General features: G+C 36.6%; 18 protein-coding genes. 13 read left to right on the forward strand and 5 right to left on the reverse strand.

Annotated elements, in window-relative coordinates; all coding sequences use genetic code 11:
* Positions 1-4 precede the first annotated feature (4 nt).
* Genes EQG63_RS03880 through panC form a run of 4 tightly spaced genes read right to left on the reverse strand, consistent with a single transcriptional unit; the run spans position 5 to position 3,526 of the window.
* Positions 5-1,303 carry an alpha/beta hydrolase gene (locus EQG63_RS03880; RefSeq protein WP_129434620.1) on the reverse strand — a complete coding sequence of 433 codons (1,299 nt, stop codon included), beginning with the start codon at positions 1,301-1,303 and terminating at the stop codon, positions 5-7.
* 44 nt (positions 1,304-1,347) lie between these two features.
* Positions 1,348-2,310, reverse strand: coding sequence for a lysylphosphatidylglycerol synthase transmembrane domain-containing protein (locus EQG63_RS03885; RefSeq protein ID WP_129434622.1), 963 nt, complete (start codon positions 2,308-2,310; stop codon positions 1,348-1,350).
* 2 nt (positions 2,311-2,312) lie between these two features.
* Positions 2,313-2,663, reverse strand: a complete 351-nt coding sequence (gene panD / locus EQG63_RS03890) for an aspartate 1-decarboxylase (RefSeq protein WP_129434624.1) — start codon at positions 2,661-2,663, stop codon at positions 2,313-2,315.
* Positions 2,664-2,677: 14 nt separating this feature from the next.
* A complete protein-coding gene (gene panC / locus EQG63_RS03895) occupies positions 2,678-3,526 on the reverse strand; it encodes a pantoate--beta-alanine ligase (RefSeq protein ID WP_129434626.1) in 849 nt (282 codons plus the stop codon).
* Between the two features lie 107 nt (positions 3,527-3,633).
* Between panC and EQG63_RS03900 the strand changes: the two genes are divergently transcribed.
* From EQG63_RS03900 to EQG63_RS03955, 12 genes are all read left to right on the forward strand, one after another.
* Positions 3,634-4,443 (forward strand): glycogen/starch synthase, encoded by an 810-nt coding sequence (locus tag EQG63_RS03900; RefSeq protein ID WP_129434628.1) that lies wholly within the window; start codon positions 3,634-3,636, stop codon positions 4,441-4,443.
* Positions 4,444-4,447: 4 nt separating this feature from the next.
* Complete coding sequence (locus EQG63_RS03905) at positions 4,448-6,082, forward strand: DUF4270 domain-containing protein (protein WP_129434630.1); 1,635 nt, start codon at positions 4,448-4,450, stop codon at positions 6,080-6,082.
* Positions 6,083-6,092: 10 nt separating this feature from the next.
* The gene (glmS, locus tag EQG63_RS03910; protein WP_129434632.1) at positions 6,093-7,940 is read left to right on the forward strand and encodes a glutamine--fructose-6-phosphate transaminase (isomerizing); all 1,848 of its coding nucleotides are present in this window, start codon (positions 6,093-6,095) and stop codon (positions 7,938-7,940) included.
* 273 nt (positions 7,941-8,213) lie between these two features.
* On the forward strand, positions 8,214-11,021 hold the full coding sequence (locus tag EQG63_RS03915) for a TonB-dependent receptor (RefSeq protein ID WP_129434634.1): 2,808 nt from the start codon (positions 8,214-8,216) through the stop codon (positions 11,019-11,021).
* 45 nt (positions 11,022-11,066) lie between these two features.
* Complete coding sequence (locus EQG63_RS03920; protein WP_317125540.1) at positions 11,067-12,617, forward strand: SGNH/GDSL hydrolase family protein; 1,551 nt, start codon at positions 11,067-11,069, stop codon at positions 12,615-12,617.
* A gap of 180 nt (positions 12,618-12,797) precedes the next feature.
* Entirely contained in the window at positions 12,798-14,309 is a 1,512-nt protein-coding gene (atpD, locus tag EQG63_RS03925) for a F0F1 ATP synthase subunit beta (RefSeq protein ID WP_129434638.1), read from the forward strand.
* A gap of 11 nt (positions 14,310-14,320) precedes the next feature.
* Positions 14,321-14,602, forward strand: coding sequence for a F0F1 ATP synthase subunit epsilon (locus EQG63_RS03930; RefSeq protein ID WP_129434640.1), 282 nt, complete (start codon positions 14,321-14,323; stop codon positions 14,600-14,602).
* Positions 14,603-14,681: 79 nt separating this feature from the next.
* Entirely contained in the window at positions 14,682-15,158 is a 477-nt protein-coding gene (locus EQG63_RS03935) for a hypothetical protein (protein WP_129434642.1), read from the forward strand.
* 38 nt (positions 15,159-15,196) lie between these two features.
* Positions 15,197-16,339 carry an aminotransferase class I/II-fold pyridoxal phosphate-dependent enzyme gene (locus tag EQG63_RS03940; RefSeq protein WP_129434644.1) on the forward strand — a complete coding sequence of 381 codons (1,143 nt, stop codon included), beginning with the start codon at positions 15,197-15,199 and terminating at the stop codon, positions 16,337-16,339.
* Positions 16,340-16,390: 51 nt separating this feature from the next.
* Entirely contained in the window at positions 16,391-17,011 is a 621-nt protein-coding gene (gene bioD / locus EQG63_RS03945) for a dethiobiotin synthase (RefSeq protein ID WP_129434646.1), read from the forward strand.
* Between the two features lie 11 nt (positions 17,012-17,022).
* A complete protein-coding gene (bioA, locus tag EQG63_RS03950) occupies positions 17,023-18,297 on the forward strand; it encodes an adenosylmethionine--8-amino-7-oxononanoate transaminase (RefSeq protein WP_129434648.1) in 1,275 nt (424 codons plus the stop codon).
* 54 nt (positions 18,298-18,351) lie between these two features.
* Positions 18,352-19,527: a beta-ketoacyl synthase N-terminal-like domain-containing protein gene (locus tag EQG63_RS03955; RefSeq protein ID WP_394343566.1), complete on the forward strand. Its 1,176-nt coding sequence runs from the start codon at positions 18,352-18,354 to the stop codon at positions 19,525-19,527.
* 6 nt (positions 19,528-19,533) lie between these two features.
* Here the strand turns inward: EQG63_RS03955 and EQG63_RS03960 are convergent, their stop codons facing one another.
* On the reverse strand, positions 19,534-20,010 hold the full coding sequence (locus EQG63_RS03960) for a regulatory protein RecX (protein ID WP_129434650.1): 477 nt from the start codon (positions 20,008-20,010) through the stop codon (positions 19,534-19,536).
* A 232-nt stretch (positions 20,011-20,242) separates the two neighbouring features.
* On the opposite strand from EQG63_RS03960, the gene EQG63_RS03965 reads away from it, so the two are divergent.
* Entirely contained in the window at positions 20,243-26,890 is a 6,648-nt protein-coding gene (locus EQG63_RS03965; protein ID WP_129434652.1) for a choice-of-anchor D domain-containing protein, read from the forward strand.
* The last annotated feature ends 62 nt before the right edge of the window (positions 26,891-26,952 follow it).

Here is a 26,952-nt window from a genome sequence, read left to right on the forward strand (position 1 = left end):
TAAATTATTCGCTTTTTTTCTCTTCTTTTTTAGGTTCTTCTGCTGGAGCATCTGTAGGTACGTCTGTTGGAGTCTCTGCTGGTGTTTCTTCTAGCAAATCTTCAGTTTTTTTGTCTTTTCCTTTTCCGCCTTTTAGTTTGTCTTTTTTGGGCATCAAGGCTTTTAAATCTTCTGCCTTATTCATCATCATGTCTTTGGTTAAATCGCCAATTTCTTCTTTAATAAAGGCATTTTGATAAAACTTCATGGCTTTTTTAAGGTCGTTTCTTTTTTCCCAATACATGCCCATGTGGTAATCATACAACATTGATTTTTCATATTGCTGACCCGATATTTGAGCCAATTGTTCGTATTCGTACCAGGCTTCATTTTTCTTGATAGCCGCTTCAATGGCTTTCATATCGCTTAGACGCATTTTCATTTTTACACCCAGCGCTTTGTCAATCATTTCATATTTTTTGTTCAAATAATCAACATAGCCTTCTTTTAATACAACAATTTTTTCTTGATATTCGATAGAAGAAATAGGTTGGTACACCGAAAAAATTTGGTATAAAGCACTTGGAGCTGCATTGGGAGCAATGCCATAATGTGCAATTCCTTTAAAATCATCAAATTTATAATTCAAAGTAGACGTTGAGTCTTTTTTAATAGCTTTAATGTTTTCGTCTAATTTTTTAATTTGTTTTTGAAATTTTTTCAAATCACCATCGGCAGTAGCCTGATAATAAAAAATAGGGGTTTTTAAAACGCTTAAACGTTGCGCTACACGTTGCTCCATTCCAGCAGCTAATTCAGGGCTCATAGAAATGTAGGCGTTAAACAACGGGATTTCTTTGTATAAGAAAGCATTGATGAATCCTGCAGTCGTATCTAAACCTGCAATGACTTTAAACGGAGAAAGTCTGTATTTTTTTTCTAAATGTGGTAATAATTCGGTGCCGATAAATTCGAAAAAAGCAGCTCCTTTCCCTTTTGGTAATCCCGTATTTTCATCAAATTCGGAATCGTCATAACGCTCGTTGTTCTTGTTTTGTCCAATTCCAACCAAAACAACATCAGGCATATCGTCCCAATATTTTCCATAGGTTAGATTGCCATCAAAAATGCCAAATAAATATTCGCTATCCAAAACCAGCACCATAGGATATACTCGTTCTGGGTTTTTATCATAATTTGCGGGTAGTTTTACGGTGATTTCTCTTTTAGCTCCCAATTTTGCTGAGTAAAACTGGTCTACAGTAGTTTGAGATACAAGTGTGATGGAAAAGAATAAGGCTACACTTAGGAAAATATTTTTCATAACTTAAATTATTACATTGCTGATAGAAAGAGCAAGATAATAATTTATTTCTTTCGAGTCACTATTGGCAATAGCAAAAAGGCAAATATTCCCATTAAAATAGTGATCAGTAATTGGGAAGTCCAAATTATCCAACCGAAAGCGTTACCCGCTTCCAAAGGAATGCTGTATAAAAAGAGAATTTTAGCAATTAAAACAGGGAAAAATCCAAAGCCACCATTGGTAAATGACATGGTTAATCCGCCAATAACGAAGGCAACTATTATCGTTCCGATGCTTATGTTGCTGGTAGCTTCAAGGGAAAACACGGTGATGTAAAACATCAGGATATAGGACAGCCAAATCAACAAGGTAAAAAACAAATATTTCCATTTATTGGGCATGTGCATGACACTGAAAATACCTTCTTTTAATCCTGTTACTTTGGTTTTAAAAAGTAAAATATATTTCCAATTGGAATAGCTGTACAATAAGACAAAGGTCAAAAATAAAACCAACCCAATGATCAGGATAGTAATCAGTTTTGAAACAGGAATGTAAAATAATAGAAAATTTTTAAGAGTGTGAAATTCTAGTGCTAACGCCGTGAATACAAAAGCCAACAAAAAGAATAAATCGACAATTCTTTCTGCAATAATGGTTCCAAAAGCCTTATCAAAAGGAACGTCTTGGTATTTTTTCAGAATTAAGGCTCTTGAAAATTCACCCGAACGTGGTATGGTCAAATTCACAAAATAACCCACACTTACCGCTAATAGATTCAATTTGAAGTTTGGCGTAACACCAATTTCGGTTAAGGAATATTTCCAACGATAGGCTCTGAAAATATAACTGAAGACTGCAATTACTAAGGAGATTAAGACGTAATTGTAATTGGCTGTTTTAAAATAGCTTTTCATTTGAGCAATTTGCTCAGGAGAAAAAGAATTGTAAGTGTAATAGGTGAGTCCAGCCCCTAGTAATAAAGGAATAATAATGCCAGCATAGGAACTAACTTTTGCTTTCAAAATTATTGTAACAAGTTGGTTTCTTCGTTTGGAAAAACGATGGCAGGTTTAAAACTTTTGGCTTCTGCAATATCAAGACTACCGTAGGCAATAATGATGATGATATCGTCTTTGTGTACTTTACGAGCGGCGGGTCCGTTTAGTGTGATTTCGCCACTATTTCTTGGTCCGGTAATTGCATAGGTTTCCAATCTTTCGCCATTGTTAATGTTTACGATAGATACTTTTTCACCTTCAAAAATATTGGAAGCCTCCATTAAAGCTTCGTCAATAGTAATACTGCCAATATAATTTAAATCGGCACCTGTTACCCTTACTCGGTGTATTTTAGATTTTACAACTTGAATTCGCATACTGCAAAATTAAATTATTTTAATGAAATGTTATCTATCAAACGAATATTGTTTACAAAAACAGCAATAAAACCTCTGTATTGTTTCGATTTGCTCTTTCTTTTGCATTCTAAAAGTGTTTTTTCATCGGCAATTTCGAAATATTCCAAAGTAAACAGAGATTGTTTTTTAAACTGATTGGTGACCCAATCGCTTACTTGTTTAGCACTTTTTTTGCCAAACAATTGTTTGGCTTCTTTTATGATTTTGTAAATAATCGCTGCATTTTTTCTTTCCTCTGCCGAAAGCCTTTCGTTGCGAGAACTCATCGCCAAACCATTGGCTTCTCTATAAATGGCACAACCAATAATATTGACGGGCATTCGGTGTTTTTCGACTAATTTCTTTACAATTTGGAGTTGTTGAAAGTCTTTTTCGCCAAAATAGGCATTGGTGGGTAAGACAATTTCGAAGAGTTTTTTGACAATAGTCCCAACGCCATCAAAATGGCCGGGACGGTGTTTGCCTTCCATTTGGAATTCCAATCCGTCGTAATCAAAGGATTTAGAATTGGTATTTCCTTCGTAAATATCTTCAACGGAAGGCGCATAAACGATAATGTCTTTGTTTAAACCGTTTATTTTTTCTAAATCGACTTCTAAAGTTCGAGGGTATTTTTTTAAATCTTCGGGATTATTAAACTGCGTCGGATTTACAAAAATACTCACCACAGTAACCGCATTGTTTTCCAATGATTCGGTCATCAAAGAAAGATGTCCTTGATGTAAAGCGCCCATCGTAGGAACAAATCCTATTGTCTTTTTTTGCTCTAAAAAAGTTTTTAAGTGCGATTTTAATTCGTTTTGTTTAACAAAAATGGGCATATAAAAATCATTAAATGATATGCAAACTTACTATTTTAGTCAATATCTTCATAAATTTTTGTAATTTTGCATGGATTTGTGTTCAATAAACAAAACAAAAAATAAACATGGAGGATAAAAGGATTTTGTATGTATCATCCGAAGTAGTGCCCTATCTAGCTGAAAATGAGGTTTCTTTAATGTCGTATGACATACCGAAAATGATAAATGACCAAGGTGGACAAATTCGTATTTTTATGCCACGCTATGGTAATGTGAATGAGAGAAGACACCAGTTACACGAAGTAATTCGTTTGTCTGGTATGAATTTAGTAGTGAATGATGTAGATATGCCGCTTATTATTAAAGTTGCTTCCATTCCTAAAGAAAGAATTCAGGTGTATTTTATTGATAATGACGAGTACTTTAAGCGTAAAGCTACTTTTACAGATGAAGATGGTGTTTTGTTTTCAGATAATGATGAAAGAGCTATTTTCTTTGCAAAAGGAGTGGTAGAAACGGTAAAGAAACTAAACTGGGTTCCTGATATTATTCATGTACAAGGTTGGATGGCTGCCATGCTGCCGATTTACATGAAGCACTATTATAAAGATGAGGCATTATTTGCCGATACTAAGATCGTAACTTCTGTTTTTAATCAAGGTTTCGAAGGGACTTTGGATCCAGAAATGGGTAAAAAAGTACAATTTGACGGAGTGCCCGAAAGTGCAATTCAAGAGTTAGATAATCCTACTTTCGAGAACATTATGATGGCGTCTATCAACCATTCTGATGGAGTGGTTATTGCCTCTGAAAACATTACTCCAAATTTAACAAAATTTATAGAAGCTTCAAAAAAACCTTTACTACCTTTCGCTCCGAAAGAAAAGTATGCCGAGGCATATACTGAATTTTATAAAAATCAAATCTTAGGTTAAAAAAATGAATACCAATATTTTAAAAACTCTTGCAGTTGTTTTTGCTACTGTACTTTTTGTGTCGTGCGATAATGATTATAACTCAATTGGTGGAAGCGTTATAGGGGATAGAAATTACGATTTTAATGACGGGGAAGATTTTTCCGTTTATGCATACAACTCTAAATTAGGTCCTGTACAAACGAATAAGTTGCCGGTGCATCAGTTAGGGTATTTAGAAAATGATAAATTTGAAACGACTACAGCAAATTTTGTAACTCAACTTGATTTAGCAAAAGAAGCTCCTGTTTTTACTACTAATATTGCAATTGATAGTGTAGTATTGACAGTGCCTTATTTCAGCAGAAAAAGAACTTTAGAGGTAACGGGTAGAAGTACTTATAGACTAGATTCAATTTATTCCAATGCAACTACAATTGATCCAATCGGACTGAAAATTTTCAGAAACGGATATACTTTAAGTGATTTTGATGCTTCTAATCCTTCTTCTAGTGCGCAATATTATTCCAATCAAGACGGACTTTTTGATGCAGCGAAAGTAAGCCCAGCAGATCCAGTATACGATAATCCTGCTTTTGTACCAAGTGATAAAGAATTTGTAAAATATAAGGTTGAAAATTTGGTAATGATGCCAAAAACCGCCGAAAACATAGAAAGTAGAGCTGCGCCTAGAATGCGTTTGATGTTAGATCCTGTAAAGTTTGGTTCAACGATTTTGAATGCAGGTGCTTCTAATTTAGCGACTAACGATGCCTTTAAAAATTTTTATAAAGGACTATATTTTCAAACGCAAACAGTCTCTGGTAGTAGAGGAAGTATGATGATGTTGGACTTTTCCAAAGGAAATGTAACGATTTATTACAAACAAGATAAAATATCGGGTCAGCCTTCGGTTAAAGCAATGAAAGAATTGACCTTGAATTTTTCAGCAAACAATGTTAATTTGTTTAATCATGCCAACGATGTATATTCTACACCCGCTTCTGCACCAATTGCAGGAACCAATGGACATGAAAACTTGTATTTAAAAGGAGGAGAAGGGTCAACGACCTTCGTAGAATTATTTCCTACATTTAGTGAGTTAGAAAATCTTTGGAATTTAAGTAAAACGAAAGGCCTTTTAATTAATGATGCCTACTTGACTTTTACAGTCAATGAAACCGCTACAGGTGTAGGTTCGGGTTATAAGTTTCATCCGAATCGCGTGTATTTGTATGACGCTGATACCAATAAAAGATTGTATGACTACAATTTCGACAATTCCATAAACACTGCTTTCCCTAAATTAGCAAAGTATATTTTTGGCGGAATTTTAAGTGATAAAAAGACCTACAAAATTAGAGTTACCGAACATATTGCTAATTTGTTAAAATCGAAAGATTTAGCAGAATTGAAAGAAAAAAATGTTAGATTGGGATTGGTAATTTCGGAAGATATTAATGAAGTAAGGTATGCTATGCTGAAAACATCACAAACAGTTTCAAACACTCAAGGCATTTCAAAAATAATTACCCAATACCCTATGGCGGCGGTAATAAATCCTTTAGGAACGATATTGTTTGGAAACGTACCTTCAACCGATGTTGCAAATTACGATAAAAGAGTTCGATTTAAAATTAGCTATACCAAACCAAATTAATTAATAAATTATGTGTGGAATTGTTGGATACATAGGACATAGAGAAGCTTATCCAATTGTAATAAAAGGATTAAAGCGACTTGAATATAGAGGTTATGACAGTGCTGGTTTAGTGCTTTATGACGGAAAAGATTTAAAATTATCGAAAACCAAAGGAAAAGTTTCCGACCTTGAAGCCAAAGCAGAGAAGGAAATCACTCAAAATGGTTCTATTGGGATTGGTCACACGCGTTGGGCTACTCACGGTGTTCCAAACGATGTTAACTCACACCCACACCTTTCTAATTCTGGCAACTTAGCTATTGTGCATAACGGAATTATTGAAAATTATGAACCCCTGAAGAAAGAGCTAATTAATAGAGGATATGTGTTCCATTCGGACACCGATACCGAAGTTTTAGTCAATTTGATTGAAGAAGTTCAGAAAAAAGAAAATATCAAACTTGGAAAAGCAGTTCAAATTGCATTAAATCAAGTAGTTGGTGCTTATGCAATTTGTGTTTTTGATAAACAAAAACCAGATGAAATTATTGTAGCCCGTTTGGGTAGCCCTTTGGCTATCGGAATTGGTGAAAATGAATTTTTTATTGCATCTGATGCTTCACCTTTTATAGAATACACTTCTAATGCTATTTATTTGGAAGACGAAGAAATGGCAATCGTGCGTATGCACAAGGATTTAAAAATTCGCAAAATCAAAGATGATTCATTAGTGGATCCTTATATTCAAGAACTTCAAATGAATTTGGAGCAAATTGAAAAAGGGGGTTATGATCATTTCATGATGAAGGAAATCTACGAACAACCAAGCGTAATTAAAGATACTTACCGTGGTCGTTTGCATTCTAACGAAGGCCTGATTAAAATGGCGGGTATTGAAGATAATTTAGAAAAATTCACCAATGCGCAGCGTATTTTAATTATTGCTTGTGGTACTTCTTGGCATGCTGGCTTAGTAGCTGAATATGTTTTTGAAGAATTTACCAGAATTCCTGTTGAAGTAGAATATGCATCTGAATTCAGATATAGAAATCCAATTATTAACGAAAAAGATGTTGTCATTGCGATTTCACAATCGGGTGAAACTGCCGATACCTTAGCGGCAATTAAATTAGCCAAAGAAAAAGGAGCGTTTGTGTTTGGTGTTTGTAATGTTGTAGGTTCTTCCATTTCTAGAGAATCACATGCTGGGGCATATACGCATGCTGGACCAGAAATTGGGGTAGCTTCAACTAAAGCATTTACGACTCAGATTACAGTGTTAACTATGATTGCTTTGCGTTTAGCACAAGCAAAAGGAACCTTGTCAAAATCTGATTTCCATAGATATTTATCGGAACTAGAAGCAATTCCTGAAAAAGTAGAAGAAGCTTTAAAAACCAATGAGGTGGCTAAAGAAATTGCTTCTGTTTATAAAGATGCTACCAATTGTTTGTATCTGGGCAGAGGTTATAACTTTCCAGTAGCCTTAGAAGGAGCCTTAAAACTAAAAGAAATATCGTATATACACGCAGAAGGATATCCGGCTGCTGAAATGAAACACGGACCGATTGCTTTAATTGATGAACAAATGCCAGTTGTTGTTATTGCGCCTAAACAAGGACATTATGACAAAGTGGTGAGTAATGTACAGGAAATTAAGTCAAGAAGTGGTAAAATCATTGCTATTGTGACCAAAGGCGACGAACAAGTTCGCAATTTGGCCGATCACGTGATCGAAATTCCAGAAACTTCCGATGCTTTATCTCCGTTGTTGACTACCATTCCATTGCAATTATTATCGTATCATATTGCGGTGATGAGAGGATGTAATGTCGATCAACCTAGAAATTTAGCAAAATCAGTTACCGTAGAATAATCTACCAAAACTAATTTTTACAATACATTTTAAAGCGAGATTATTCTCGCTTTTTTTTGCAGTAAAATCAAAAAAAACATTTATTATGCACGCATAATTAGTTTGTTTTTAATTAAAATGTCAAAATGTTAAATAAAAATTAAAAATCGGTCTTAAAATCATTTAGATAAAATTTCTAAAATAGCGACTCTTGTTGAGTTTTCTTTCCTTTTTTTACGATTTTAATAAAAAAAGTCGTATTTTGGCTTCTTAAACCAACAAAATTCAAAACGAATGAGAATCTATTTTACTATTTTGTCATTGTTTATTAGCGTATTAACTTTTGCGCAAACGACAATTTCAGGAACCGTGACGGATGCTAAGAGTCAGCCTGTTCCTGGTGCAAACGTAAAAATCGTAGGTGCGAGCGCAGGGACATCTACTGGTTTCGACGGTAAATTTTTATTAAAAACACAAAACGCATTTCCTTTTACATTAGAAGTTTCTATGATGGGATTTGGGTCACAAACATTGGAAGTTGCTTCTAAAGAACAAGAAATTGTTGTTGTACTTGTAGAAGAATCAACTTCATTAAATGAAATCGTAGTATCTGCTTCTAGAGCTCCAGAGCGAATTATAGAGTCGCCAGTTACTATCGAAAGAATGGGGTTAAAAGATATTAAAAACACTACAGCACCGTCTTTCTACGAAGGTTTAGAAAACTTGAAAGACGTGCATTTTAACACAAGTAGTTTTAACTTTAAATCGATTAATACTCGTGGATTTGCAACAGTTGCTAACTCGCGTTTCATGCAGTTAGTAGACGGTATGGATAACTCTTCTCCTGCTTTGAACTTCGTATTAGGAAACCTTTTGGGAGTATCTGATGTGGATGTGGCAAATGTAGAGATTTTACCAGGAGCATCTTCAGCTTTATACGGTGCAAATGCTTTCAACGGAATTATGTTTATGAACTCTAGAAGTCCATTTACGAAAGAAGGAATTTCTACGTATTTCAAATATGGTAGAACGAGCCAAAATGCAGCGGGTGAAAATCCTTTCTATGATTTTGGTGTAAGAGTTGCTAAAAAATTCACAGACCATTTTGCAGCAAAAGCAAACTTCACATACATGGAAGCAACTGAATGGATTGCTAATGATACCAGAAGTTTAACTGATGGAGGTGTTGGTCATGATGTTAATCAAAACTATGATGGTTTAAACTTATATGGTGATGAGGTGACTACTTTCATTCCAAATGTAGGTCAAGTAAGTAGAACAGGTTATAGAGAACAAGATCTTAACGATAGTAAAATCAAAAATGCAAAATTTGATGCTTCGTTACACTTCCGCCCTTGGGCAAATTCTTCTAATAATTTCGCAAAAGGAATTGAAATTATTGGACAACACAAATTAGGTTTCGGAAATACAGTTTATCAAGGTGCCAATAGATATGCGCTGAAAGATTTCTATATGGATCAAACTAAATTCGAAGTTAAAGGTGATAATTTCTTCGTAAGAGCTTACAGAACAGCAGAAAATGCTGGAAATTCTTATGACATGCGTTTCGCGGCTTGGAATATTAATAGAGAAGCAAAATCGGATGTAGAATGGTTTACGAATTATGCAACTGCATTTCAATTGTCACAAGCTTATTTAGGTTCCAATGCCACTCAAGCTGCTGCTATTGGAAGAAATTATGCGGATCAAAATATTTTACCAACGACGGCTGGATTTAACTTATTACCACAATTTGCAAATGCTCCAGTGGGACAACCAAGACTTGAGCCAGGATCTCCAGAATTTGTAAAAGCATTGGCAAAAGTTTCTTCAGATCCAAGTTTAATTACAGGGGCTAAATTCCAAGACAACTCAAAAATACACCATGCAGATGCAAATTACAACTTCAAAAATGAAGTAAAATTTGCTGAAATTCAAGTAGGTGGTTCTGCAAGAAAATACACTATGGATTCTAATGGTACTATCTTTACTGATACGCCTTCTGAACCATTAAAATATACTGAATATGGAGCGTATACTCAAATTCAAAAGAAATTCTTAAACGACAGAGCTAAATTTACAGGTTCGGTTCGTTACGACAAATCTCAAAACTTCGAAGGAAATTTCTCTCCAAGAGTTTCTATGACGTATGCTTTAGGTGCTGAGAAAAAACACAATTTCCGTGCCTCTTACCAAACAGGTTTCCGTAATCCAACTACTCAAGATCAATACATTGGTTTAGATTTAGGGCCATTCGCTTTAATTGGATCTGCAAAAGACAACTTAACTCGTTATATTGAAACAAGACAAATTAGTACGCTTGGACAAACTTCATATGGACAACCATCTTCAGTTGTATTAACAGGAGTTGATGCGTATACAAAATCATATTCTTTAAAATCTGTTCAAGAAGTAGCTGCTACAGGTGATCCTAGTAAATTAGTAGTAGCAAACATTGGTTTAGTTAAACCAGAAAGAGTACAGGCTTTGGAATTGGGATATAGAACAATCATTGAAAAATTATCAGTTGATATTTCTGGATATTACAATACGTACAATGATTTCTTAAGTCAAGAAAGAGTAATTACACCTTATTATGGTTTTGGAACTCCTTTAGCTGCTGCTGCAATTGCTGCTGGAGATAGAAGAGTATTCCAAATTTACACGAATTCTGATGTAAAAGTGGATTCTTACGGAGTAGGTGTTGGGGTGAATAGAAAAGTTGGAAAATTTGATGTCGGAGGTAGTTATAACTACTCAGGATTTGAATTTGATCAAGCAGCTGATCCAGATTTTATTGCTGGTTTCAACACACCAAAACACAGAGCCAAAGGATCTTTTGGAAGTGAGAAATTGTTTAAAAACTTTGGTTTCAATACTAACGTAAGATGGAATACTGAATATTTATGGGAGTCGTCTTTCGTAGATGCAGTCGTTCCTGAAAATGTTGTGTTTGATGCGCAAATTAATTACTCTATTCCTTTCTTGAAATCAGTGGTTAAAGTAGGTGGTGCAAATATTGCAGGAAAAGATTATATTCAAGTACCTGGAGCAGGTATGATCGGAAGACAATATTATGCTTCTTGGACAATTAATCCATAATAAATCAAGGTATAACTTATTAAAGTAAAAAATATGATTAAAAATATGAAATGGCTATTCTTGGTTTCCTTAACCTTTGTAGCGTGTGATAAAGATGACGATACGGTTGCTGAAATTCCAGTAACTCCAGGGTCAGCAAATTTTTCTAAGTATGTTGCTTTAGGGGATTCATTTGCAGCAGGATTTAGTGATGGTGCATTGTTTGCTAAAGGACAAGATAATTCCTATCCAAGTTTATTAGCGAAGCAATTTGCTCAAGTTGGAGGCGGATCATTTAAAGTTCCTTATATGAATGATAACACAGGTGGGTTATTATTTGGAGGTGCTCCTTTCCCTGGAGATCCTTCTCAGTTTGCACCGCGTTTAGTACTAAAAGGTTTTTTCGATGCCTCTACTCCAAATATCGGTTTGGTTTCTCCTCCAGGAACTCAAACTACAGAAGCGACTACGGTACTAGCGGGTCCTTTTAATAATTTTGGAATCCCAGGTGCTAAAAGTTTTCATTTGTTAGCTGCTGGTTACGGTAGTTCTGCAGGAAACCCTTACTTTAGACGTTTTGCTTCGGCACCAAGTACTACAGTTTTAGCTGATGCGCTTTCTCAAAACCCAACTTTCTTTTCTTTATGGATTGGAGGTAATGATGTTTTAGGATATGCGTTGTCTGGTGGTGATGGTTCAAACCCAATTACTCCAACGGCAAATTTTGAAGCTGCATATAACGATTTGGCAACACAACTGTCAGCGGGTGGTAAAAAAGGTGTTGTAGCTAATTTACCTTATGTAAATAATTTACCTCACTTTACGACAGTTCCTTACAATCCTTTAACGCCAAAAGCTTTAGGAGCTGGAGACGCTGCAGTAGGTGAAGCAACAATTACTGCTTTAAATGCACAATTATATGGACCATTAAAAGGGGCTTTATCGCATCCTTTATGTACTTCTGCTGATGCTAATTCAGCAAGTAGAATTGCTTTGTTTGTTTCAGGTGGGAAAAATAAATTGTTAATTAAAGACGAAAGTTTAGTAAATCTTTCATCACAATTAACAACATTGTTTACGCCTTCTTTGGGGCCTGCAAATGCTGCCTTTTACGGAATGGTATTTGGTCAAGCTAGACAAGCAACAGATAAAGATTTGATTTTGTTGCCAACACAATCTGTAATCGGTACTGCACCAACTGCTTCAAACTCTGGTTTAGGTTTCCCTCCACCAGCACCATTGAATAAATTTGGTGTAACATATCCATTACAAGACAAGCATTTGTTAGTTCCTTCGGAATTGGATGCTATCAAAGTGGCTACAGATGCTTATAATGTAACTATTGCTAATGCAGCTAAAGATCATAATTTGGCTTTTGTTGATGCTAAAGCGATTATGGCAAAATTAGTGAACGGTGGATATCGTTTTGGTAACTATCACATGTCGGCTTCGTTTTTAACAGGAGGAGCTTTCTCTTTAGATGGTGTTCATCCAGGTGCTAGAGGTTATGCTTTAATTGCAAATAGCTTTTTAGAAGCAATTAATGTTAAATATGGTGCTACTTTTAGACCAATTGATTTGGGCTTATACCCAACACAATATCCAACTTCTCTATAGTAAGTTGAAAATATAATAACTTTAAAACCATCACATTAAGTGGTGGTTTTTTGTTTTTATTCATATTCATTAAAAAAACCAAAATTTTATATTGCAATTCACAATTATACATTTATCTTTGCGCTTTGAAAAAACACTTTGTTTTTGATAACTAAATAGCTATTTAATAAATACATAAGCATGTCTAAAGTAATAGGAAAAGTTGCTCAAATCATTGGTCCAGTAGTTGACGTTGTGTTTAATACTGCCGATGCTGAATTACCAAAAATTTACGATTCATTAGAAATCACTAAAAAAGATGGTACTATTTTAGTACTTGAAGTTCAATCTCATATTGGAGAAAATACGGTTCGTACGATCTCTATGGACTCTACAGACGGTTTGTCTAGAGGGACAGATGTGACGGCTACAGGTGCTCCAATCCAAATGCCAATTGGTGCTGACATTTACGGTCGTTTATTCAACGTAGTAGGAGATGCTATCGATGGTTTAGGAGATTTACCAAAAGAAGGGACTAACGGATTGCCAATCCACAGACAAGCACCTAGATTCGAAGATTTATCAACTTCATCAGAAGTTTTATTTACAGGTATTAAAGTAATCGACTTAATTGAGCCTTATGCAAAAGGAGGTAAAATTGGATTATTCGGTGGTGCCGGTGTAGGTAAAACGGTATTGATTCAGGAGTTAATTAACAATATTGCAAAAGGTCACGGTGGACTTTCAGTATTCGCAGGAGTAGGTGAAAGAACACGTGAAGGGAATGACTTACTTCGTGAGATGTTAGAGTCAGGAATTATCAAATATGGTGACGATTTCATGCACTCTATGGAAAATGGAGGATGGGATTTATCTAAAGTTGATAAACCAGGAATGAGAGATTCAAAAGCGACTTTCGTTTTCGGACAAATGAATGAGCCACCTGGAGCTCGTGCTCGTGTAGCATTATCAGGATTATCTATTGCAGAATATTTCCGTGATGGAGCGGGTTCAGACCAAGGGAAAGACGTACTTTTCTTTGTAGATAATATCTTCCGTTTTACACAAGCGGGTTCTGAAGTATCTGCACTTTTAGGACGTATGCCATCAGCGGTAGGTTACCAACCAACATTGGCTACTGAGATGGGTGCAATGCAAGAGCGTATTACTTCTACAAATAAAGGATCTATTACATCGGTACAAGCGGTTTACGTTCCTGCGGATGACTTAACGGATCCAGCGCCAGCAACTACGTTTGCGCACTTAGATGCTACAACCGTATTGTCTCGTAAGATTGCTGAGTTAGGTATTTATCCAGCGGTTGACCCGTTAGATTCTACTTCTCGTATCTTAACTCCTCAAATTTTAGGGGATGAGCACTACGACTGTGCACAAAGAGTAAAAGAAATTCTACAAAAATACAAGCAATTACAAGATATCATCGCGATCTTAGGTATGGAAGAATTATCAGAAGAAGATAAATTAGCCGTATCAAGAGCACGTCGTGTACAACGTTTCTTGTCACAACCTTTCCACGTTGCAGAGCAATTTACAGGTATCCCTGGGGTATTGGTTGATATTAAAGATACTATCAAAGGATTTAACATGATTATCGATGGTGAATTAGATCACCTTCCAGAAGCAGCGTTTAACCTTAAAGGTACTATCGAAGATGCTATCGAAGCTGGACAAAAAATGTTAGCAGAAGCTTAATCAATTAAAATATGATTTTAGAAATAGTATCACCAGAAGCCACTTTATTTAAAGGAGAAGTTATTTCGGTAGCCGTTCCTGGAGTAAATGGTGAGTTCCAAATGTTAAATAATCACGCGCCAATCGTGTCATTATTAAAAGAAGGAAACGTAAAAATTGTAGGTTCTGATTTGAAAATTGCCAAAGAATTTAAAGCAAAATTCAATAAAGTAAACGAACAAACATTTTGGTTGCCAATTAATTCTGGAACTATCGAAATGAACGATAATAAAGTAATTGTTTTAGCCGACTAAGACGATTCAAAATAAAAGTAGAAAGCCAAGCAGAAATGTTTGGCTTTTTTTATACTTTAGATTGATAATATGTAGAAATATGAAATCAAAAATAACCTACCTTCTTTTGGCACTTATGCTGTTTGGTGCAACCACTATCTCCGCACAACAAGTTGCTTGTACCCTGCCTTTGCAAAATGCCAAAACTAATAAAAGCATCAACACTTGTACAAAATCCGATCCCGATAAAATACAAGCCATTATTGGCAAAGCAACAACGATTGATAAGCAAGTCTATGAAAAAGACGAAGCTCCGATATTTACCCTCAATTACGATGGTTTGGTCATTGAAATGCAAAGCGGCGTAATCAAAAACATTACCATCACCAATAAAAAATGGAAATTGAACGGATTAACTATTGGCTCTACTTTTGATCAGGTGGTTGCCAAACACGAACAAATCAAAAAAATCTATGCGGCCGACTTTAATTTCAAAATAAAAGACACCAAAGGTTGTTTGTTTATAGAGGTTGACGAACTCAAAAACGTCAAGAAAATTGGAGTTGTTTTTTTATAATGTAATATTCTACGTTTGTAATACTTTACCTTTGTTGTATGAGGTTTCCAAAATCGTTATCCCATAAATTAGAACAGCGAAAGCAAAACAATGCTTTACGCAGTTTGCCAGTGGTTGCTAATCGAATCGATTTTTCTTCCAATGATTATTTGGGTTTTTCAAAATCAGAAGTAATCTTTGATCAAACGCATCAATTCTTGGTCGATAATCACTTCAAAATAAACGGAGCCACCGGGTCACGCTTAATTTCTGGGAATCATAGTCTGTATCAAAAAACGGAAGATGTTATAGCGCAATTTCATGAATGTGAATCCGCTTTAATCTTCAATTCGGGTTATGATGCCAATGTGGGTTTTTTTAGCGCTGTGCCGCAGCGCAATGATGTAATTTTGTACGACGAATTATGTCACGCCTCCATTCGCGATGGAATTCAACTCTCTAATGCCAAATCCTATAAATTCCAACATAACGATGTAGAGGATTTAGAAAGACTTATAAAACGCAGTCAAAACGAATCAACGGTAATCTATGTAGCTATCGAATCGGTGTACTCGATGGATGGTGATTCACCCCATCTAGAAGAAATGGTGCAGTTGTGTGAAAAGTACAACTGTTATTTGGTGGTCGATGAAGCGCACGCATTGGGTGTTTTTGGCGAAAAAGGAGAAGGATTGCTACAAAGCTTAGGATTTCAGAATCGTGTTTTCGCCCGAATTATGACTTTCGGAAAAGGATTAGGATGTCATGGAGCAGCTATTTTAGGTAGTTCAGAATTACAACAGTATTTGGTCAATTTCGCCCGAAGTTTTATTTATACTACTGGACTTTCGCCGCATGCCGTGGCGACTATTTTGATCGCCTATCAGCAATTGGAATTGGATTCCGATGCCATTCTCAAATTGAAAGAAAATAGTGTACATTTCAATCAACAAAAGATGCTACTCGGCTTAAAAAACATGTTTGTCTATAGTAAATCGGCCATTCAATGCGCCATTATTCCGGGTAACGAAAAAGTAAAGACCATAGCATTACAATTCCAAGAAAAAGGCTTTGATGTCAAACCTATTTTGTCGCCAACTGTTCCGGAAGGACAAGAACGATTGCGTTTTTGTTTGCATGCATACAATTCGAAAGCAGAAATCTCCTTAGTATTGGAAACACTTTCGAAATTAATTTTTTAATCTTTGTGAACTTTGCTCAATCTTTGCGAACTTTGCGGTTAAACAAATCACATGAAACTATTCATCACAGGTATATCAACCGATGTCGGTAAAACTATTGCTTCTGCCATCATTACCGAAGCTTTAGAGGCCGATTATTGGAAACCGGTACAAGCAGGCGATTTAGACAATTCAGACAGCCATAAAATCAAAAAGTATATTTCAAACACGACAACGGTTATCCATGAGAATAGTTACCAGCTCCATACACCAGCGAGTCCACATTTTGCGGCACAATTGGACGGCATAACGATCGATTTGAACAAAATTGTCGCCCCCACAACCAAAAATCATTTAGTAATCGAAGGGGCAGGAGGTATTTTTGTTCCACTGAATGAAAAAGATTGTGTAATCGATTTGATTCAGAAAGACTATAAAGTGATTGTGGTTTCCAGACATTACTTGGGTAGTATCAATCATACGTTGCTGACCATTGAAGCGTTGCAAAATAGAAACATTAAACTGGCTGGAATTGTATTCTCCGGAGATGAAAACCAGGCGACCGAATCCATAATTTTGAATAAAACAGGGTTAAAATGTATCGGTCGAATCGATCAAGAGCCGTATTTTGACCAAAATGTAGTAAAATATTACGCCGATTTATTCCGTGAAACTATTTTAAGTTTAGCATAAATCAAACGAAAATGAATTTATCAGAAAGAGATAGCCAATACAATTGGCACCCTTATACGCAGCACAAAACGGCACAATCGCACATTGCCATTACAAAAGGTGAGGGCGCGTTGTTGTGGGATGAAAATAACAACCAATACATCGATGCGATTGCCTCGTGGTGGGTGAATCCTTTCGGGCATTCCAATAGGTTTATTGCCGATGCGATTTACAAACAATTGACGACTTTGGAACATGTGCTTTTCGGTGGTTTCACTCACGAACCTGCGGTTCAAGTCGCTGAAAAGTTAATGGAAATTTTACCCAACAATCAAAAGAAACTGTTTTTTTCCGACAATGGTTCGACGGCTGTGGAAATCGCTATAAAGGTAGCCCTGCAGTATTTTTACAATAAAGGACAAAAGCGAACTAAAATAATTGCTTTCGAAAATGCGTTTCACGGCGATACGTTTGCTGCTATGGCAACAAGCGGTATTTCTTTTTTTACAGAAGCGTTTCAAGGCTCGATGATTGATGTGGTTCGGATTCCCGTTCCCACCAAAGGAAATGAAAAGACGAGTTTAGAAGCGTTGGAAAAACTGGTGGCAACCAATGATTTTGCAGGATTTATCTTCGAACCCCTTGTGCAAGGTGCGGCAGGTATGGTCATGTATGAAGCTTCGGAATTGGATAAATTGATTTCGCTTTGTCAAAAGCATGGAGTGTTTACGATTGCCGATGAAGTGATGACAGGTTTTGGAAAAACCGGAAAAAATTTCGCCTGTGATTATCTAAAGAGCCAACCCGATATGATGTGTTTGTCGAAAGCCTTAACTGGAGGGACGATTCCGATGGCGATTACGACGTTTACCCAACAAATCTTTGAAGGTTTTTACGATGACGATGTTAATAAAGCATTGTTTCACGGACATACTTTTACGGCAAATCCTACAGGATGTGCAGCTGCTTTGGCCAGTATGCAATTGTTGGAATCGGAAGCCATGCATCAGAATATCCAACGAGTGAATAAACGTCATTTGGCATTTCAACAGAAAATAGAACAACATCCAAGAGTGAAAACGACGCGAGTGCTCGGAGTGATTTTTGCCATGGAATTTAAAACCGATAGTGCTGAATCCTATTATGGAAACTTTCGAAACAAACTCTATACTTTTTTCATTGCAAACGGAATTATTTTACGCCCAGTAGGAAACATCGTGTACATCTTACCGCCGTATATCATTTCGGATGACCAATTGGAAAAAGTCTATCAAGCCATTGAGAAAGCATTAGAAGAAGTGTATTAAAATTGCAATAAGATTTACATTGCTTGGTGTACTTTGCGAAAAACTTTGCGACCTTTGCCGTTACATAAAAACAGTATTTTGAAACCGATTGCTATAACCGCCTTATCTTCTTTTTCTTCTTTAGGAAATCAACCCGAATCGATTTGGGAAGAGTACTTGAAGGAGACTTCGTTGATTGCAAAAAAGCAAATTGGCAATCAAACCGTTTCTGTGGCGGCCATTCCGGAAGCGTTGTTAGCACTGATAGCACAATTAAAAACTTCTGAAATCAAATACAAATCGCTAGACAATTCTGTTTTGTACGGTATTTTGGCTTCCCGTCAAGCGATAAAAAATGCGGGTTGGACATCCAACGATATTTTCGGAATCAATATTGGTTCCTCTCGTGGGGCCACCGAACTATTCGAAAAACACCATCAAGAATTTGTAGAAACCGGAAAAACGGCAACCTTAGCATCGCCCACGACTACATTAGGGAATATTTCTTCTTGGATTGCGCACGATTTAAAAGCAACGGGTCCGGAAGTTTCGCATTCCATTACGTGTTCTACAGCTTTGCACGCCATGTTAAATGGTATCGCGTGGTTGCAGTCGGGAATGATGGATAAGTTTTTGGTGGGTGGAAGTGAAGCACCCTTAACGCCGTTTACCATTGCGCAAATGCAAGCTTTAAAAATATATTCGAATTTGGATTCGGAATTTCCTTGCCGATCGTTTGATTTGGAAAAAACCAAAAACTCGATGGTTTTAGGCGAAGGAGCAGCCATGGCTTGTTTGGAAGTCGGCGAAAAAGCAAATGCTTTGGCCTATATTTCAGGAATGGGCTACGCCACCGATATTTTAGAACACAGTATTTCCATTTCAACGGAAGCCGATTGTTTTCAAAAATCGATGGCAATGGCATTAAAAGGCATAGATGCTTCTGAAGTGGATGCTATTGTGATGCATGCGCCAGGAACCATTAAAGGCGATTTATCCGAATACAAAGCCATTCAAAAAGTATTTGGAAAAGCACTTCCGATGCTGACCACCAATAAATGGAAAATCGGACATACTTTTGGTTCGTCTGGAATTTTGAGTGTAGAGTTGGCGGTATTAATGCTACAACACCAACAATTTATCGGAGTACCCTTTGCAAAGCCACAGATTGCAAGAAAAAAAATTAAAAAAGTATTGGTAAATGCGGTTGGTTTTGGAGGAAATGCCGTTTCTATTTTGTTAACCAAGTAATCTCAATTATTCATTGTCATTGGTGATTTCATTCAGCTTTTCGAAAACCAGATGACTTTCCCAACCCTTACGAAGCAAATAGTCGCAAAATTTCTTTTTCTTTTTTTGAGGATTGGTTTCTTTGATGAATTCCCATTGTTTTTCGGCTAATTCGTAAAAAGTGTTAAGATAGCCTTCGGGAGTAATTTCTTTTAAAGCCTTGTCAATGTTGTATTTGGAAATATTTCGAAACTTCAATTCGTTTACAATGCGAACCTTTCCCCATTTTTTAATATTGTGTTTCCCTCGGGCAAAACTACAGGCAAAACGCTCTTCGTTCAAAAAATTTTCTTGAATCAAATGAACAATTATAGTGTCTCTTTCTTCGGAAGTTAAATAGAAGGTTTTGAGTTTGTCAATCACTTCATTATGACAACGTTCCTGATAACTACAATAATATTCTAGCTTTTTTGTGATTTCTGGTATGGAGATGGAATGTGACACAAATTTTTCTTACAAAATTAGCATATTTTTCATTTAAATCAGAAGTGTCAAAAACTCATTAAAAACAAGGAGTAAGCACGAATAATGTCGGTTAAAAGCAAAAATTAACGATTAAATAACAATAAATTACAGCTTTATGCTCTTTTTAAAATAATTTTGCACTAAATTTGAATCCCTTTTTTTCAGCTTTAAATCATTGAAATTCACAGGGAAATAAAATTAATAGTTTTATATGAAAATTAAATTACTTATTTTTTCGTTGTTGTTTAGTGTTGCCGGACTGGGGCAAGTATGGACTTATGACTTTGGAACAGGGACAGGAACTCATCCTACAAATACAATTAGTACTACTTTTCTAACTTCAACTCCTGCAGGTGGAGGAACTTACAGAGTAAGAACTGGAGCAGCTGGAGGGGTATTTACACTTGCGAATCCAGGAACTTCATTGGGGACCGGTTCAGAATTGCAAATGCAAAGTTCAACATCAACTGCGACAAACAAATTTGGTGTTTACGATTGGACAACACCTTCAACGGTTGCGTATTTGAAAGCAAAAATTAGAACTACATCTGCAAGTACAGGGAATCTAAACATTTCTTTAGGTATAAATACTTTGGCTAATGATAATCAGGGCTATACTAGTCATTATAATAATTCAATAACCTCTTTTACAGTTGCTTATGCAGCGGGGGCTATAAGTACTATAACCAGAAGGACTGCAGGTGTAAATAACGCCGTAGCTGGTACAGGGTTGGCTAAAGACACAGATCAAGCAATTGAAATTTATGCCAATAATGGAGCAGCTTCAACAACATATTATACAGGAGGAACTACTTATACTTTAAATTCACAACAATGGGATTTATGGGTTGGAGGAACTAAAATATCACCTGCGGGCGGGTGGGCAAGAGCTGGAACTTTAGCATCTGGTGTTAATATGTCTGGATTTGGATTTTTTGCAGAATCTAGCACTACCAACAGTGCTGTTTTTTATATTGATGATTTGGAATATTCAAATACTTTGCCTCCAACGCCAATATATACAGTAACTTTTAACGCTAATGGAGGTACTGGGACAATGGCTAATCAAACAGCAAGTACTACTACAGCACTTACTACCAATACCTATACAAATGCTGGCTTTACTTTTGCCGGTTGGGGTACAGCGCCTGGTGGTCCAGTGGTTTATGCAGATGGAGCTAATTATAGTTTTGCAGCAGATATTACCTTGTATGCGCAGTGGACACCTGCAGGATGTACTCCTCCAGGAACACAAGCTTCGGCAGTAACCACCAACGGTGAAACATTAGATGGTTTTAACGTGAATTGGACCGCTGGAAATGGAAATGGAACTATGATTGTGGTTTCCGATGCGGCTGTTGCTGCTCCAACCAATGGGACTCCCTATTCACCTAATTTAGCGTGGGGTGCTGCGGGACAAATCAATACAAACAATAGAGTTATTTTTAGAGGAGCCGGTACTACATCAGGAACAATTACAGGCTTGGCGCCTGGAGCGCAATATTCTGTAAGAGCCTACGAATACAATACCACAGGAAATTGTTATAATGTTCCTGGAGCGGTAGGGACTGGTTATACCCGAGCACTTGAACCAACGGGTCATGCGGCGACTTTTACGTGTACAACAGCTTCAAGTTCACAAATTAATTTGAGTTTTTCGGCTGCCAGTACTATCACCAATGCTGCAGGGTATATTTTATTACAATCAACCACAGGAGTTCCTACCGGAATGCCAACTGACGGAATTTTTCATACAGCAGGATCTTCACTTGATGCAAATACAACTGTTGTGACTTATATCAGTAGTGCAGCCACAACTTATAATGTTACCGGTTTAACAGCAGGAACTACGTATTATTTTTCACTAATACCATACAATTCATACCTAAGTGTTGCGGTTACACTGAACTATAATGTTAATGTAACAATTCCTTCGACAAATTGTACAACAACTGGATTAACTCCTGAAATAAATATTCAAGGAAATGCAGTAAATATTGCTGATGGAGATACAACACCGGTTACAACTGATGATACAGATTTTGGAGGAACTTTTACCTCTTCAAATATTGTAAAAACCTATACCATACAAAATACAGGTACGGGTAATTTGTCAGTGACGGCGCTAACGATGAATTCCGGAACTGTATTCACAGTAGGAGGCATCACTTTGCCAGCAACTATTGCACCGGCAGGTTCGACGACTTTTACTGTAACTTTTAATAGTGCAGCAGCAGGAAACTTTACCGATACGGTTTTAGTCACAAATAATGATACTGATGAAGCGACTTATAATTTTGATGTTATAAGTAGAGCTATTGCACCAATCAGTAGTTGTGGAGATTTATTTATTTCAGAATATATTGAAGGGAGTAGTAATAATAAAGCAATCGAAATTTATAATCCAACCGCTTCACCAATTACATTGACAGGTAATTATGATATTTCGCTATATGCTAATGGTTCTGTAACGGCTACTCCGATTGCTTTAACTGGTTCGGTTCCGGCATATGGAACTTTCCTACTAGCTAATTCATCAGCAGGCGCAACACTTCTTGGACTTGCACAACAAACATCTGGAACTTTAACATTTAATGGGGATGATGCAGTCGCTTTGAGAAAATCAACTGTTGTGATTGATGTAGTTGGACAAATAGGTTTCGATCCTGGAACTCAATGGTTATCTGGAGGAGTTTCAACTTTAGATCAAACTTTGGTAAGAAATTCTACCATTCAGATTGGAGATAACGATGGTTCAAATGTCTTTAATCCGTCGACGGAATGGACAAGTTCTCCTATAGATACTTTCTCATTTCTTGGTGCTCACTCATCAACTTGTGCACCTATAGCCAATATTGTTTTAAGTTCAATTAACCCAGCAGTACCAGCAGGAAATATTACGCAGAATGTGAACAATCAAGTAATCTATGCTTTTAATTTAGCAGTTACCAATGCTAACGCACAATTAAATAGTGTGGCGTTTACAACCCAAGCAGGATATGTAGCAGGTAATGTTACTAATTTTCAATTATGGTATTCAACAGATGCTACTTTTAATTCAGGAACAGATACTTCAATTAGAACTATAACTACCACTTTAGGTCCAGGCGCACACACGTTTACAACGCTAACGCAAGCTATTAATATAGGAACGACAGGTTATTTCTTTATCACTACCGATCTTCCATGTGTGTCTACTGTGGGGAATACTATTACAGTAAGTGCTATCACTACTGCCGATGTAACTTTTGCAGCAGGTAACAAATCAGGAACAGCTTTTGCAGGAGGTACTCAAACAATTGTTGGAGCGACACCAGTGAATGTAACCGGAGCTGCAACTTCAAGTTGTATTGGCGATGCTTCAACCGTTTCTTGGACAGCACCGACAGGATGTAGCGATGCTGCTACTGGAATATTTGTTTTTGTAAGTAGTAGTCCGTTTACAGCAGCTACTCCAACTGGAAATGGTGGTGCTTATACCGCGAATACTGTTTTTGGTTCAGGAACAGCATTTGATGGTGGTTTCTGTGTGTACAAAGGAGTGGGAACAACGGTTACCGTTACCGGTTTAACCGCAGGAACTACTTATTATTATAAAATATTTACAAGAAACGGATTAATTTGGTCGAATGGCGTGAGTGTGAGTTGTACTCCTACACCAGCATACTGTACGTCAACTGGAAATATGGCATTTAATACTTCTATCACGAATGTTACCATAAATACCATCAACAATACTACGGCTAAACCAGCTGGTTATAATGATTACACGGCTATTTCAACAAATTTACAAAGAGGGACAACGTACCCGTTGTCTACACGAATCAATACCGATGGAAATTTTACAGTTTTAGCGTTTGCTTGGATCGATTTTAATCACGATTTAGATTTTAATGATGCTGGAGAAGCTTTTGATTTGGGTTCTGCAACAAACGTAGCAAGTGGTTTGACTTCAAATTCACCATTAAGTATTACGATTCCAATGACAGCAACTTTAGGAGTTACCCGAATGAGAGTAATTGCTACTTACGACGGAGATTCTTCGCCTTGTTTGTCTGGTTTTGATGGAGAAGTGGAAGATTATACCATTACGATAACATCACCTTGTACCCCAACGCATTCTGTCGTGAGTTTTGCACCAACTTCTGGTCCAACGGCTACTGATGTAACGATAACAGGTACAGGATTTACAGCAGGAACAACGGTTCAATTTAATGGAATTACCGCTACAGTAGTATTTGTAAATGCGACTACAATTATAGCAACTGTGCCAGCGGGTGAAACTACTGGTGTAATAACAGTTACTCAAGGAGGTTGCAATGTAACTACTTCTAACTTTACGCAAATTAAACAAAGTGGTACGTGTACCTCAGGGAATAACTTAACCGATTTAATTATTTCAGAAGTATACGATTCTTTAGCCTTAAATTCCTGGTATATGGAATTGTACAATCCTACTGGAAGTCCAATTGATTTGAATGCCGCAGGAGCCAATTATAAACTTGTTCGTTACGGAGATATTGGTACAACTAATGGTTTAAGAACTGTTGATATTTCTGGAATTATTCCTGCAGGAGGAATTTATTTGGCCGATTTAGGTTCTGATTCTGCTTGTGGAGCGCTAGGATTTGAATTTGTTAGTAAAGCCAACGGAATTAATGAGAATGATGAAATCAGATTAACTAAAAATGATATTACAGTAGATATTGTTCATTGTCCAAACGAAAAGGGATATTCTATCACTAGAAATCTTGCTGCTGCTGGACCGTCTCCTGTGTTTAATCCAGCAGATTGGACAACCAATTTGAATGAAAGTTGTGCTAATTTAGATATAGTTCCTTTTACTTTAACTAGTAGCTTACCAACAGTGAATACCAGTCCATCAGATGTTGGTGGTTGTGGTAGTTCTGCAAGTTTTACCGTAGCAGCTACTGCTTCAGGAGGAGGGTCGTTAACCTACCAATGGTATTACAACAATGGAATTTCTGCAGGATGGACAGCGGTAGCCGGAGGATCATTTGCAGGGGTAACAGCAACTGGAATGGCATCTACGGTTTTAAATCTTACCGGTGCGGTGGGAACTTTAAATGGTTATCAATTTTATAGCTTAGTAACACAAGATGGTACTTGTTCTGTTGCCTCAGATGCGGCACAATTAAAATTGGATATTACCACTTGGAATGGATCTGCATGGTCTAACGGAACTCCTGATTTAACTAAAGCAGCCATTATCAATGGAAATTACAATACAAACTCTTCAGGAGATATTAGCTGTTGTAATTTAACAATTAATCCAACCTTTACATTGACAGTTGCCGCAAATGATTATGTTGAAGTGCAAAATAACGTCATTAATAACGGTACATTTACCATACAAGATGATGGATCGTTAGTGCAAATTAGCAATTCAGGAACCTATACAGGAATAGGTACTCAATCGATGATTAGAGTGGCTGGTAATGTAGTTCCTTTAAAATTATACGATTATGTGTACTGGTCCTCTCCAGTTGCATCGGCGCCTTTTTCAACCATTCCAAACAGTCGTTTTTACGAGTGGGATGCTGATATTGTAAACCCAGTAGGATTTGGACAAGGAAACTGGATTTCTACTGCGGATACCACAATGCAATTAGGGAAAGGTTATATTTTTAGAGTGCCGGACGCTAGTACAACACAAACAGTAACCTTTACAGGGAGTTTATTTAATACTGCGATAATTAATAGGACAATCAATAAAGGAACTATAACGGCGCCATTTGTTGGAACCAATGCTACCATAACGCAGTTTGATGATAACAATAATTTAGTTGGAAACCCTTATCCTTCCGCAATAGATGTACAAGCCTTTATTGCTACGAATAATGGTGTTCTTGAAGATGGTTCGGTTTCTTTATGGAGACATTTAACGGCTATTGCTCCAGCAAGTAGTCCGTATTATCAAACCTTTGTGTATAATTATGTTGGAACCGACTATGTGAAACATAACGGAACCGCTTCTATTCCACCGGCAGCATTTGGTGGTAAAATAGCCTCAGGACAAGCCTTTTTTGTAAAAATGAAGGAAAGTTTAGGTGCTATTGCGAACCTTGAATTCAGAAACGAACATAGAAGCACGGCTCATAATAATAGTCAGTTTTTTAGAGGTCCGAATCAGCTTAACGAAAATGATATTAAAACAGAAAAAAATCGTATTTGGCTGGATCTTGTAAATCCTGATAAAGCTGCAGTTACACAAGTTATTGCTTATGTAAAAAATGCAACAAATGGAGATGATTTTTATTTTGATGCCAAAACAGGGTATAAAAAAGGCTTTAACTTTTATTCTTTAATCAACGATGTGATTTTTGATATTCAAGCCAGAAAATTACCATTTGACAAAAATGACAGTGTGCCTCTAGGTGTTCAATTACCAACGGATGGAGTGTATACAATTGCGATTAATCAAGTAGACGGAATTTTTGCCAACAAAAAGCAAAAAATTTATGTGGAAGATAAGTTAAATGGAAGTATTCATGATTTAACACAATCTCCTTATCAGTTTGTGTCTGTAAAAGGAATTAGTAACGATCGTTTTGTGCTTCGCTTTAAAGATAAAGAGGAAGTACAAGAAACGATTTCAGAACTGAAATCAAATGAGGTAACAGTAACTACCACAGATAACCAAATTCAAATCGAATCGAATGCTATCAAAGTAGCGAATTATGAAGTGTATAATGTTTTAGGGCAATCTGTTGCGGTTAAGAATGCGGTACATGCCAACAGTATTACCGAAACATCTATCCGAAGAAATAACCAAACACTTTTGATTAAAATTCAGTTGGAAAATGGTCAAACACTAATGAAGAAGATTATTTTCTAAATACAAAAAAAATCGAATATAAATCCCTCAATCTACTATAGATCGAGGGATTTTATTTTTGT

This window comes from Flavobacterium amnicola (assembly GCF_004122165.1).
In the GTDB taxonomy this organism is placed as follows: domain Bacteria; phylum Bacteroidota; class Bacteroidia; order Flavobacteriales; family Flavobacteriaceae; genus Flavobacterium; species Flavobacterium amnicola.